This window comes from Pedobacter ginsengisoli, assembly GCF_002736205.1.
GTDB classification, from domain to species: Bacteria; Bacteroidota; Bacteroidia; order Sphingobacteriales; family Sphingobacteriaceae; genus Pedobacter; species Pedobacter ginsengisoli_A.
This window is the reverse complement of the sequence record NZ_CP024091.1, coordinates 4,243,502-4,256,453: the sequence shown is the minus strand read 5'-3', so window position 1 is coordinate 4,256,453 and position 12,952 is coordinate 4,243,502. Positions and strand designations below refer to the sequence as shown.

Below are 12,952 nucleotides of genomic sequence, written 5' to 3'. Positions count from 1 at the left end.
AATTGTTTTTATGTATTGTATTTTACTCAATCGATTGATCTATTAAGCAAACGGGGTTTTTGAAAAACGGCCTGCATGGAATATTTTTTTAATTATATTACCTTGCATGGATAAAATTTTAATTATGAATGCTAACTGGGGTAAATTTTTCCATACAATTGAAAAAAAAGAGCGGTTAATAATTGGATTAATGTCCGGAACTTCGCTTGACGGATTGGATATTGCTCTTTGCAGTGTTAGTGGAAGCAGCTCAGCTACTAAAGTTAGGGTTAAGAATTTCAAAACAGTTCCATATTCCAATGTCTTTAAAGCAGAAGTTAAAGCTATATTTTCCAGAAAAGATGCAAATCTGGAGAAGGTTTGCCTTATGAATGAAAAAATTGGGTCAATCCATGCAGAAATGATTTTGGAGGCTATTAAATTATGGGGAATAAAACCAGAGGACGTGGATGTGATTGCAAGCCATGGGCAAACTATTTTCCACGCTCCGGCCACTTTGCATCAACTGCCTGATTATCCTAATGGCACCCTGCAAATAGGAGATGGAGATCATATTGCAGTAAAAACAGGTATTGTTACTATTTGTGATTTCAGACAAAAACATATTGCGGCCGGAGGCGAAGGTGCTCCACTTGCTGTGTATGGCGATTTTCTGCTATTCTCAGAAAAAGGAGAAGACAGGGTAATGTTAAATATAGGAGGGATAGCTAATTTTACTTATTTGCCGGCAGACAATGATGCCCAAAAGGTATTCTCTACCGATGTTGGTCCCGGAAATACATTGATGGATCAATTTGTTCAGAGTCGCTATCAAGGGATATATTTTGATGAAAATGCTGCAATAGCAAAGGAAGGTGTGGTCAGTATGGAATTATTAAATGAGTTAATGCATTCAGAATTCTTAGATGCTGAACTCCCTAAAACAACCGGACCGGAATTGTTTAATTTAAATTATTTAATAGCAGCTCAGGATCGGTCAAAAACTAATAACCTCAGCAATGAGGATGTAATGGCAACTTTATGCAGCTTTACATCTAAGGTTATTGTTAATGCAATTAGTAAATGTTTTTCTGATGATCAGAAACTATCAATTTATATGAGTGGAGGCGGAATGCATAATCCATTGCTGGTAAAACTACTTAAAAATGGACTGCCTGATGCCAGCTTTTATACCACAAACGATTTACATATAAACCCTGATGCCAAAGAGGCGGTTCTTTTTGCAGTTCTGGCCAATGAAACATTAAATGGCTCAACCGTTAATTTTGGTAACAGGGGCGCAGTTCCATCCATATGCATGGGTAAAATCTGCCTGCCTTTTTAAAGAATTTGAAGGTTTTTACGCTGGTAAGCGTTTAATGTGCTGTCATTAGCTGGAAGCTCCGTAATTAAATAATCAATAGTTTCAAGCGGGGCTACTTTTAATCTTAAAGAGATATCTAATTTTTCGGAGATGCAAAGTACCGCTGTTCTTTTTGAAAAATTAAGCATTGTTTTTTTTAGCTGATTAATTTCCCAGTCCGTATCTGTTAATCCATCTGTTGGATGAAGCGCACTGGTTCCTAGTAAACAAAGATCTGCACTTATCTCCGATAGTTGATTTATCACATGCCCGCCGTAGGTTACCTGAGAGTTCTTGGAAAACAAGCCTCCAATTAAAATAACTTCAATTTTTGAATACTTAGCCAGCTCAATAGCTACAAAAGGACTGATGGTAAAAAATGTAGCATGTAAATTCTCTGGCAAAAGCTTGGCTACCTCAATTATAGTAGTTCCTCCGCCGGTTAAAACAACCATGCCATCCTTTATAAGCGAAATGGCTTTTTTAGCAATGCTAATCTTAGCATCCTTGGCATATACAGCGCTATCATCAAAAGAAGATTGATAAGATTTTGATAGCGCACCACCGTGAACCTTGAAAAGCTTATTGTTGTCAGACAATTCCTGAAGATCGCGCCTTATGGTGTCTTCCGAAACATTAAGCAATTGAACAAGGTCAGAGGTAAGAACCCGATTGTGCAAGTTTATTTGCCTCATCACAAAATCATGTCTTTCTTTTTTAAGCATTCAATTTAAATTTTAGCTAAAGTAAATAAAAATCAAGTAATAATTTAATGCGGGTTTATGCGGGTTTGTGCAATATTGGTTTGTGTAACAAGAATGAAATACTCGTTTATTTTGTAAATAAGTGAAAAACATTTATGATATTTACTATAGGTTTGATTTTTTGCGTGTAATTGCGTGTTTTGAAAACCCGTACTTTCCCGCGATTAGCAAACGAGAACTTAAATTTATTAACCAAACTATCGTTCATGAAAAAAAAAACTACTTCTGTTTATTACAGTTGGTTTTTTGCTAATTTCCCAAACATTTGCCCAGCAAAAAACGATTACAGGTAAAGTCACCTCAACTGAAGATGGATCTCCCATCCCTGGTGTTTCCGTAAAAATTAAAGGAACGTCCAGTGTTGTTCAAACTGCTACAAATGGGATGTACAGTATTAAAGCCAATGAAAATGACGTGTTAATTTTCTCTTATGTTAGTATGCTCACCCAAGAGAAAACGGTAGGTAGCACAACAACGTTGGATGTTGCAATGGCACCAGACTCAAAGGTGCTAACCGAAGTTGTTGTTACCGCCCTGGGTATTAAACAACAAAAGAGGTCATTAGGCTATGCAACTCAAGATATTAAGGCTGCAGATATTACCAATACCAATCAATCGAATGTGTTAAATGCTTTAAAGGGTAAAGCTTCTGGGGTTCAAATTACAAGTGCCGGTGGCGCTGCAGGTTCAGGTTCAAGAATCCAGATCAGAGGAATTAACTCTTTAAACCCTTCGGCCGACAACCAGCCATTGTTTGTTGTCGATGGAATTCCCATCTCTAACAGTACCGATTTAATAGGTATAAACAGTGACAACTTTCAGAATCCAAACCGTGCTGCCGATATAAATCCGGAGGACATTGAAACAATGACTATTCTTAAAGGACCGGCAGCTTCTGTATTGTATGGTTTAAGGGCTGCTAACGGAGCTATTATTATTACCACTAAATCGGGTAAGGCGGGTAAGCCTAACTTTAATTTTAAAAGTTCAGTTAGTTTTGACGATGTAACTAAAACACCTCCAATACAAACAACCTATGGTAATGGTAATGGTGGTGCATATGTGCCTAGTGTAAATAGCTGGGGGCCTAAAATTGAAAGCGGTATACCAGTATATAATCCTTACGATGTGTTCTTTAAAACGGGACACCAAACTCAGAACTCATTTACTTTTAGCGGGGGAAATGACAATGCTACTTATTTTACTTCGATATCAAATTCAGAGCAAAATGGTGTTGTTCCTAATTCTGATTATGGCAAAACCTCTATAAGATTGTCAGGAACCTTAAAAGCATCAGAGAAGTTCAAGTTTGAGGGCTCTGCCAATTACATTAATTCAGGCGGAAAAAACCCTCGTACCGGCATCACCTCTGGTACAATATTTTATTTAATGCGCCATACAAATACGGTTAATCCTGCCGATTATCTGAATCCGGATGGAACTGAAAAAACATATAATGGATCAATTCAAAACCCATTTTATTTTACTGAAAACGCCTTTTTAAAAGATAATGTAAACAGGGTAATTGGAAACTTAGGCGTAGAGTTTAAGGCCAATGACTGGTTAACTTTTAACTATAAAGCAGGTGTTGATAACTATACCGATTTTAGACAGATTTATAATGAAAAAGGATTGCTGATTAGCACATTAGGGTCTATGACTGAGCAAAGGATTAGTTATGGCGAGGTCAACTCAAACTTCTATGCCAGGGCTAGCAAGCAATTTGGCCAGAAATGGTTTGTTAACTTCTTGCTGGGGCATTCGTTCACCCATATCAACAGAACTAACCTATCCCTTAATGGAACGCAGGCCGTTGTTGCTAATGTAGAGAGTATAAATAATTACAACGTATATACTACTTTAACTTATCCGGGTAAAAAGAACATAATAGGTGTTTTTGGTGATTTAAATGTAAGTTACGACAATACAGTTTTCTTAGGGGTAACCGGAAGAAATGACTGGTCATCAACCTTGCCTCAAAGTAACCGATCTTTCTTCTACCCATCTACCAGCTTATCATATGTGTTTACTGAAACCTTAGGTTTGCAGCAAAATGACATATTTAATTTTGGTAAATTAAGACTTTCCTACGCAGAGGTTGGTAAAGATGCCGATCCTTATCAAATAGGAGAGTATTACTCAACACTGGCCGCATTTGATGGTGTAAGCGGGGTAAGAAGAGATATTAGAATTGGCTCTGAGTCTTTGCGCCCTGAAAGGACAAAAGGACTGGAGTTTGGAGGTGAATTTCATTTCTTTAAAAGCAGGTTAACCCTGGATGCAAACTATGCTATTTTGAATAGTATTGACCAAATTGTGCCAGTGCCAATTAGTTATGCTTCGGGCTATGATATTTTTGTAACCAATGCCGGAAAGATTAGAAATAAATCGCTGGAATTTCTGTTAAGCGCAACAATTGTTAGCAACGATAACCTTAAGTGGGATATAAATGCGAATTGGTCGCGCACGAAAGGAAGGGTGCTTTCTATGCCTCCCGGAGTAAACGAGATTCAGTTTAATCCTGAGAGTCCGTGGGTAAAACAAATTATAAAAACCGGTGGCAGGCCGGGCGATTGGTACGGTTGGCCTTACACACGTGTTACAGACCAGAACAGTGAGTATAACGGACAGCTGGTTATTGGTGCTGATGGATATCCGGTAATTCCTCAGCCACTTTCTAATAATTACTTAATAGGAAATGCTTATCCTGACTGGACCGGAGGATTAGGAAGTACTTTGGCTTATAAAGGTATAACCTTCTCATTTATGTTTAACTTTAGAAGGGGTGGAGATGTTTTTGATATTCCTAAAACACAAAGGTTTTCAACTGGTATAGGTGCCGAAACACAAATACGAGATACACAGGTAATATTTAAAGGTGTAAAAAACATAGGAACCGCCGAAGCGCCTATTTATGCTCCAAATGATAAGCAAGTACTTGTTGATCAGGCTTTTTATGCAAATAGTTTCCCTTATAAACTGGCTCCGGAAAATAACGGATTTCAGGATGCTTCATGGATAAGGTTACAAAATGTATCCTTATCGTACGAATTGCCAAAAAAATGGCTGAACAAGAGCTTTATTAAAGCAGCATCAATTTCGGCAACGGCAAATAACCTTTGGTTAAGCACCCCTTTTATCGGGTTTGATCCTGAGGCAAGTGCTTATGGCGCAGGTTCAAATTCTGTGGGATATGTAGGTACTGGTGTTCCGACCACCAGAAGCATATTTCTTGGTTTAAATGTTAATTTCTAAGATTCAGTTATGAAAAATATAAATTTTAAAGTTTTTCTCGCACTAATTGCTACTTCAGTAATTTTTGGGGCGTGCAAGAAACAGTTGAACATAAATGATGATCCATCAAGGTTGACGCCTGATCAGGCAACCATTTCGGGGTTATTGGCTTCAACAATCCAATTTACTGCGACCTCATTTTTTAATGCAGGGCAATATGGCAATTCGTACCCTCAGTATCTGGCTGGCTTTAATTCATACGAGGCAAATATAGATTCCTATAATCCGTATGGTTTTGATAATATATGGGAATCTGCCTATCGGGATGCAATGCCCAATCTAAAAGATATGATCAAAAGGTCAGAAGCATTAGGCGCACCCCAGTATTCGGGTATAGGTAAGTTATTACTTGCTTTAAATTTAATGCAGAGTACGGATTTATGGGGCGATTTGCCTTACAAAGAGGCCTTCCAGGGCCCTTCAGTCCCTAGTCCTAAGTACGATAGTCAGCAGGATATTTACACCGTATCATTAAAAGAGCTGTTAGATGGCGCAATAACCGATTTGAATAAGCCAGTTCCAACAAATACGGCATTACAAGTAGGGGCCACTGATTTAGCTTTTAAAGGTGTAATTGCCAGCTGGAAAAAGGCAGCATATGGCGCAAGAGCCAGATATTATATCAACTTATCGACTAAGGATCCTGCTAACGCTCTTAAAGCTGCAGAGGATGCTGCACTAGCTATTGATGATATTACAGGAGCTGCAGATTTGCAGGTAAAGTACACACAGGATAAACCAAGTCCATGGTATACTAACCTTGGTCAGCCTGCACTTACTTCAAAGCAACACCGTCCTTCTTATTTTATGGTCAATTTAATGAATGGGACAGGTTATTTCAATGCACTTATAGATCCAAGAATGCCAAAATTGTTCGACAATGCCGGTGCAGCCACCTACATAGGTCGGCCTGTTGGTGCGTTAAGTACACAGCAAGGAGCTAATCTGGCCAATAGTGATATCACTGACAAAACCTTTTATGGAGCAAGAACATCTCCTGTTCCTATACTTACCTATGCCGAGGTTCAGTTTATAAAGGCCGAAGGACTATTTGCTACAGATAAAGAAGGAGCTTATACCGCCTATTTAAATGGGATTAAGGGAAATATGCAAAAGTTAGGGGTAGCGATAGGTGATATCAATAACTATGTTAATAGCCCTCTGATTAGTAAAGGATCTGCTAACTTAACGCTTACTGATGTAATGCTTCAAAAGTACATCGCATTGTTCCTGCAAATGGAAACCTGGACCGATATGAGAAGATATCAATATAACAATACCATATATCCGGGCTTAGTTCCACCGTTTAAAAATTTATTAGGAACAGGATATGTTCAGCGCGCAAAATATGCAGATAATGAGCCGGGAAGAAATCCGAACGTTCCTCAGGTGGCCAATCAGGCTGTGAAATTATGGTTGTTTAATTAACATTAAAGGATATGAAAAATAAAATATCAAAACTCTTTATAGCTGTTTTTGCCACTGTGGTTCTGTTTTCGTCATGTAAAAAGAATGATCCGGATCATTGGTTAAAAGATAATATTACAATTGTTGGAAAGGTACCTGTTGTTGCCGGGTTTACAGTTAAGCCTCCGCAAACCACTAATGTGGCAGCAGGAGCAAGTGTACAGCTAGACCTCAGATATTGGTCTGACGAGCAAATTGATAAGATCAATTTAAGATCAACAGTAGGAGCCAATGCCCAGGCATTGGTATCCACAACTCCTTATCAAAAGGCCTACTCTACTGTTAGTCGCACAGACTCCTTATTACTTGGTTATCAGGTTCCTGGTGATTTAGCAAAAGGAACTTCTATTGTTATGGAAGTAGAGGTGGTTAATAAGAATACGCTTACTAAAAAGCAAACACTAACGTTAAAAATTCAATAATGTAATGTCTCGTTAATCCCCGGTTATACAGCCGGGGATTTTTTATTGTATAGATATCCCTTATTTTCATACTTTTGCGCTAAAGTATTTATTTATGGCAAGTTTTACTCTTACTCCTGAGACCTGGCAAAAGGTTAAAATTAAATTTTTAAGAAAATATCGTGAATTGGCTCAGGTAAATCTTTCTTTTACTCCCGGACAAGAAGATCAACTTGTGCAACAACTTATGGATTTGGTAAAAAGAGACAGGGATTATGTTGAGTTTACTATTAAAAAGGCTCTCGCCGATCCTGACGGGAACAGACTTTAGGTTTCTTTGTATTTAAAAGCTGCTGTTCATTTTTTTGAAGTGTTTTTATTTGTAAGTTTACCTTTAAACAGATTGGTGAACGATGAAACAATATAAACTAGCCGCAGTTTTTGCCCTTATAGCTTTCGCTTCTTTAACCTGGTCTTTTAAGGAAGACTTGTTTCAGGTATCTAAAAATCTGGACATTTTTGCCTCTTTATATAAAGAGATTAACATTAACTATGTTGAAGAAACAGATCCATCTCATTTGATGCGAAACAGCATCGATGCTATGCTGGATAATCTTGATCCTTACACAGAGTATATCCCGGAATCTGAAATTGAAGATTATAAATTAAAGTACGTTAGTACACAATACGGTGGTATTGGTGCCAGTACAATCTCAATTGAGGGGAAATTGTTTGTAAACGAGCTGGTAGAAGGGTATCCGGCAGATAAGCAGGATGTAAAACCGGGCGACCAATTGGTGAAGATAAATGGCAATGAGGTAAAGGGGAAAGACCGAAATCAGATAAGCCAACTATTACGCGGTCCAAAAGGATCAGCCGTTGATCTATTAATTATACGTGATGGTTCAGTAATTACCAAGAAACTGGTACGCGATGAGATAAAACAACCAAATGTGCCTTATTCCGGAATGACTGATGACAACATTGCTTATATCCGGCTGGATAAGTTTTTGGAGAACTCTGCACAGGAGGTAAAGGATGCTGCAGTTGCACTGAATAAACACCAGCCTAAAGGGATGATCCTTGATTTAAGGTATAATGGCGGTGGCATTTTGCAGGAAGCCGTTAAAATAGTTAACCTATTTGTGAACAGAGATGTATTGATAGTAACACAAAAGGGAAGGAACCCGCAAAAAACTATTGCATATAAAACATTAAGTGAACCTTTGTTGCCACAAATGCCATTAGTAATTCTTGTAGGGGGCTCTTCTGCATCTGCTTCAGAAATTGTTGCAGGATCATTGCAAGACCTAGACAGAGCAATTATTGTTGGTCAGCGAAGCTTTGGTAAAGGCTTGGTACAACAAACATTTAATTTGCCTTATAATAGTCTGGTTAAGGTTACTGTTGCCAAGTATTACACCCCATCGGGCAGGTGTATCCAGGCACTTGATTATGCTCATAAAGATGCAAACGGGAAAACACTAAAGTTTGCAGATTCTTTAGCTCATAAGTTTAGCACCCCAGCCGGTAGAAGTGTTTATGATGGGAACGGAGTTTATCCTGATGTGGTGGTTAGCTCAAGTAAGCCAAGCCCTATCACTGTGTCTATTGTGAGCAAAAATTTGTTTTTTGATTACGCCAATGATTATAAGAAGAAAAATAAAACTATTGTTCCAGCAGCCGATTTTCGTTTAACAGATAACGATTATAACCAATTTGTAGCTTCATTAGATGGTAAAGATTATTCGTATACCTCTCGTACTGAACGTTTATTGTCTGATTTGCGGGGAGAAGCAGAAAAAGAGAACAAGCTTGCGGTGGTTAAAGTTGATCTGGACGACCTAAAAGCTAAGATGCTAGGAGCCAAGAAGACCGATCTGCAAACCTATAAGGCCGAAATAAAACGTGTTTTAGAAACGCAGATAGTTAGCCGCTATTATTATGAAAAAGGCAAAGTTATCCAGTCGTTTCAGTACGATAAGGAATTTCAGGAAGCTAAATTATTATTAAACAATTCTGGTAAAATGCTTGCCGTTTTAAAAGGTGAGGGTGAATATAAAACTATAGGCAGCCCCACCAAAACAATTGCAGCACTAACAACAACAGAAAACTAAGTTTTTTTATTCTGCATGGTGCAGCTTAACCACTAAACCATCCATAGCGGGGTTTAGCTGAAGCTGGCAAGCAAGTCTGGAGTTTGGAAGCACATCAGGTAAAGTATCAAGCATTGCATACTCATCGTCTGTCATTTCATTCAGCTTATCTTCGCCCTCAAGTACATCTACACAGCAGGTGGCACATAATGCCATACCACCACAGGTTGCGAGAATGTCATATTCGCAGGCTTTAAGGTATTCCATTAAACTTAATCCCATATCTACGGGAGCTTCAAGGGTAGTTAAGCTCCCATCAGGGTTTTGTACGTGTAGGGTAATGTTATTGTCTTCCATGTTTAAAATTCTGATACGCCGTTTACAGTGGTGTATTTCATGGTGTATTTAACACCTGGGTTCATGTATTGGTATGCACTGTGGCTCATTAAAGCTGCCTCGTGAAAACCACAAAGAATTAGCTTTAATTTGTTAGTGTAGGTATTGATATCACCAATAGCATAAATGCCGGGTATGTTTGTAGAATAATCGTCGGTATTAACCTCTATTGCGCTTTTATTGATGTTTAAGTTCCATTGCTCAATAGGACCTAATTTAGGACTTAAACCAAACAGCGGGATCAAGTGATCGGCAGCTACCGAGGTAGTTTCTAAACTCTTATTGTGAATTAGTTCAACGCTTTCAAGTTTTCCGTTTCCAGATACTGAATTAAGGTTGCTGTTTAAAACAAGGTTTATACGTCCGCTTTCGGCTAAGGCCATCACTTTGTTTACCGAATCTGGTGCACCACGGAAGCTTTCGCTGCGGTGTACTAATGTTAATTCATCAACAACATCAGCCAGGAATATAGTCCAGTCAAGGGCTGAATCTCCACCACCAGCAATAACCATTTTCTGACCACGGTATTGCTCAGGATCAAGGATCATATAATTAACACCTCTTCCGTTTTCGAACTGCTCTAAACCTGATACAGCTGGCTTACGTGGCTCAAAACAACCCAAACCACCTGCAATAACTACAACTTTAGCTTCTATAATAGTCCCCATGTTGGTAGTCAGTACAAAGTCAGCTTCTCCACGTTTTTCTAAGCCTTCAATACGTTCACCTAAAGTAAAACCAGGGTGGAAAGGTTTTCCTTGCTCCATTAGGTTATCTATAAGTTCCTGAGCTAGTACTGTTGGATAGCCCGGGATGTCGTATATAGGTTTTTTTGGATATATTTCAGATAACTGACCACCCACCTGAGGCAAATAATCAATTAAATGGCAGCGCATTTTTAATAGCCCTGCTTCAAAAATTGCAAATAAACCTACGGGGCCGGCGCCAATTATAGCTATATCAGTAGAAATCATGTGTTTAAAATTTGTGCGAATTTACAAACTTTTGTTATAATATCGATGCTATTTATAAATAATCTATATACTCCCTAGAACTTATGACAACAAACTGAGCTAATATTTTACTTATCTTTGTTTTATTGATGAATAAGAACATATATTTTGCCTCTGATTTTCATTTAGGTTCTCCGGATTTTTTTGAAAGCCGTAAGCGAGAAGACCGTATTCTTCGTTGGTTAAATGCCATCGAACCCACATGCAGTGAACTTTTCCTGATGGGCGATGTTTTTGATTTCTGGTTTGAATATCGCTTTGTTATACCTAAAGGGTATATTCGATTGCAAGGAAAGCTTGCTGCTATGACAGATGCCGGAATCAAGGTGTATTTTTTTAAAGGTAACCATGATATGTGGGTTGACAACTATTTTACGAAGGAAATGGGGATCGAAATTATAAGCGATGAACTTATAATTGATAGGAATGGGAGGCGGTTCTTTTTACATCATGGTGACGGATTAGGTCCGGGCGATAGAAAGTATAAAATGCTTAGGCGAATTTTCAGAAATCCTGTATGTCGCTGGCTGTTTTCAGTGCTTCCACCCAGAATTGGTATGGGCATAGCAAACGGCTGGTCAAGAAGTAGTAGGGCTGCCAGTAGTAAGGAAGAAGTTTTTGAGGGAATTGAAAACGAATGGCTGGCCATTTATGCTAAAGAGTTGTTAATGAAACAACATTATGATTTTTTCGTTTTTGGTCACAGGCATTTGCCTCTGGATTTGGATTTGGGTAAAGGAGCCAGATATGTGAACCTGGGCGAATGGTTTAACTATAATTCATACGCCGTTTTTGATGGAGAGGTTCTGAGCCTTAAATATTTTGAAAAAGAATAAAGCATTTTTCTGTAACGCGCTGATCCTAATAAATTTTATAGTGGCATTAACTGAAAAAGCCGTATTTTTGCTGCCCGAATAAAAAAACCTTTATTACAATAAATTGTACTGTTAACAAACAGATTGTGTTATTGTTGCGAAGGTATAAGTATAGAGTTCCTGAAATAAAAGAATATGTTAGAGAAATTAGAAGCAATTAAACTGCGTTGGGAAGATGTTGAGGAGCAGTTGAGTAATCCTGATACCGTTCAGGATATGAAGCGTTTTGCAGCTTTAAATAAAGAGTATAAAGATCTGGGTAAAATTGTAGAAGAATATAAAGTCTACAAAAATGTAATGAGCAATATTGAGGCGAACAAGGAGATTTTAAGTACAGAGAAAGATCCAGAAATGCGTGATATGGCTAAAGAAGAATTGGATTTGTTACTGGTACAACAGGAAGAACTTGAAGAAAAAGTTCGCCTGATGCTTATTCCCGTTGACCCTGAGGATGCAAAGAATGCAGTGTTTGAGATTAGAGGTGGTACAGGTGGAGATGAGGCAGCCTTATTTGCGGGAGACTTATATAGAATGTATAGCCGTTTCTTTGAGCAAAAAGGATGGAAAGTAGAAACAGTAGATGTTACCGAAGGTACCGCAGGTGGTTACAAAGAGGTTATCCTGAAGGTAAGTGGAGAAGATGTTTATGGCCAATTAAAATATGAGTCGGGAGTACACAGGGTTCAGCGAGTACCTGATACAGAAACCCAGGGTCGTGTTCATACTTCTGCCGCATCAATAGCTGTTTTACCGGAAGCAGAAGAAATTGATCTTTATATTAATCCTGCGGACATTGAATTGCAAACCTCCAGATCTGGTGGTGCAGGTGGACAGAACGTAAATAAAGTAGAAACAAAGGTTCAGTTAACACATAAACCTTCGGGCATCGTTGTGGTTTGTCAGCAGGAGCGTTCTCAATTGGGGAATAGAATTATTGCAATGGAGATGCTTCGTAGTAAGTTATATGATATTGAACTCCAGAAAAAAAATGGTGACATAGCTGCTAAACGTAAAACGATGGTTTCGACTGGTGACCGTTCAGCCAAGATCAGAACTTACAATTATCCTCAGGGAAGAGTTACAGATCACCGTATAGGTTTAACGCTTTATAACCTAAGCGGAGTGATGGATGGGGGTGTTCAGGAGCTAATTGATGCCCTACAGTTTGCAGAGAATGCAGAGAAAATGAAAGAGGGATCAGTTATCTAAAAAATAATTCTCAGATAATTAGCGAGTTATAATTATTTTAAAATAAATGTTGCAAAGTTAAATAAAGGCGCTATATTTGCAATCCCGAAACGAAA

11 protein-coding genes are annotated in these 12,952 nt (G+C 38.4%); 8 read left to right on the top strand and 3 right to left on the bottom strand.

The features are described 5' to 3' along the window. The first annotated feature begins 124 nt into the window (after positions 1-124). Positions 125-1,324 (top strand): anhydro-N-acetylmuramic acid kinase, encoded by a 1,200-nt coding sequence (locus tag CPT03_RS17580; RefSeq protein WP_099441164.1) that lies wholly within the window; start codon positions 125-127, stop codon positions 1,322-1,324. On the opposite strand, the gene CPT03_RS17575 is transcribed toward CPT03_RS17580, so the two are convergent. Then, complete coding sequence (locus CPT03_RS17575; RefSeq protein ID WP_099440054.1) at positions 1,321-2,067, bottom strand: DeoR/GlpR family DNA-binding transcription regulator; 747 nt, start codon at positions 2,065-2,067, stop codon at positions 1,321-1,323. The two genes, CPT03_RS17580 and CPT03_RS17575, sit on opposite strands and share 4 nt — an antisense overlap. Before the next feature lie 285 nt (positions 2,068-2,352). On the opposite strand from CPT03_RS17575, the gene CPT03_RS17570 reads away from it, so the two are divergent. The 5 genes from CPT03_RS17570 (at position 2,353) to CPT03_RS17550 (ending at position 9,385) form a co-directional block, all read left to right on the top strand. Beyond that, positions 2,353-5,361 carry a SusC/RagA family TonB-linked outer membrane protein gene (locus CPT03_RS17570; RefSeq protein ID WP_245869875.1) on the top strand — a complete coding sequence of 1,003 codons (3,009 nt, stop codon included), beginning with the start codon at positions 2,353-2,355 and terminating at the stop codon, positions 5,359-5,361. Between the two features lie 9 nt (positions 5,362-5,370). After that, the gene (locus CPT03_RS17565) at positions 5,371-6,828 is read left to right on the top strand and encodes a SusD/RagB family nutrient-binding outer membrane lipoprotein (RefSeq protein ID WP_099440052.1); all 1,458 of its coding nucleotides are present in this window, start codon (positions 5,371-5,373) and stop codon (positions 6,826-6,828) included. A gap of 11 nt (positions 6,829-6,839) precedes the next feature. After that, positions 6,840-7,289 (top strand): hypothetical protein, encoded by a 450-nt coding sequence (locus CPT03_RS17560; protein WP_099440051.1) that lies wholly within the window; start codon positions 6,840-6,842, stop codon positions 7,287-7,289. A gap of 94 nt (positions 7,290-7,383) precedes the next feature. Beyond that, on the top strand, positions 7,384-7,599 hold the full coding sequence (locus CPT03_RS17555) for a hypothetical protein (protein WP_099440050.1): 216 nt from the start codon (positions 7,384-7,386) through the stop codon (positions 7,597-7,599). 82 nt (positions 7,600-7,681) lie between these two features. Continuing rightward, the gene (locus tag CPT03_RS17550) at positions 7,682-9,385 is read left to right on the top strand and encodes a S41 family peptidase (protein ID WP_099440049.1); all 1,704 of its coding nucleotides are present in this window, start codon (positions 7,682-7,684) and stop codon (positions 9,383-9,385) included. A gap of 6 nt (positions 9,386-9,391) precedes the next feature. Here CPT03_RS17550 and CPT03_RS17545 read toward each other — a convergent pair whose 3' ends face one another. Next, positions 9,392-9,721 carry a 2Fe-2S iron-sulfur cluster-binding protein gene (locus CPT03_RS17545; RefSeq protein ID WP_048908304.1) on the bottom strand — a complete coding sequence of 110 codons (330 nt, stop codon included), beginning with the start codon at positions 9,719-9,721 and terminating at the stop codon, positions 9,392-9,394. Positions 9,722-9,723: 2 nt separating this feature from the next. Continuing rightward, positions 9,724-10,734, bottom strand: coding sequence for an NAD(P)/FAD-dependent oxidoreductase (locus CPT03_RS17540; protein WP_099440048.1), 1,011 nt, complete (start codon positions 10,732-10,734; stop codon positions 9,724-9,726). A 128-nt stretch (positions 10,735-10,862) separates the two neighbouring features. On the opposite strand from CPT03_RS17540, the gene CPT03_RS17535 reads away from it, so the two are divergent. Then, a complete protein-coding gene (locus tag CPT03_RS17535) occupies positions 10,863-11,609 on the top strand; it encodes a UDP-2,3-diacylglucosamine diphosphatase (RefSeq protein ID WP_099440047.1) in 747 nt (248 codons plus the stop codon). A 174-nt stretch (positions 11,610-11,783) separates the two neighbouring features. Beyond that, the gene (prfA, locus tag CPT03_RS17530; RefSeq protein ID WP_099440046.1) at positions 11,784-12,857 is read left to right on the top strand and encodes a peptide chain release factor 1; all 1,074 of its coding nucleotides are present in this window, start codon (positions 11,784-11,786) and stop codon (positions 12,855-12,857) included. The last annotated feature ends 95 nt before the right edge of the window (positions 12,858-12,952 follow it).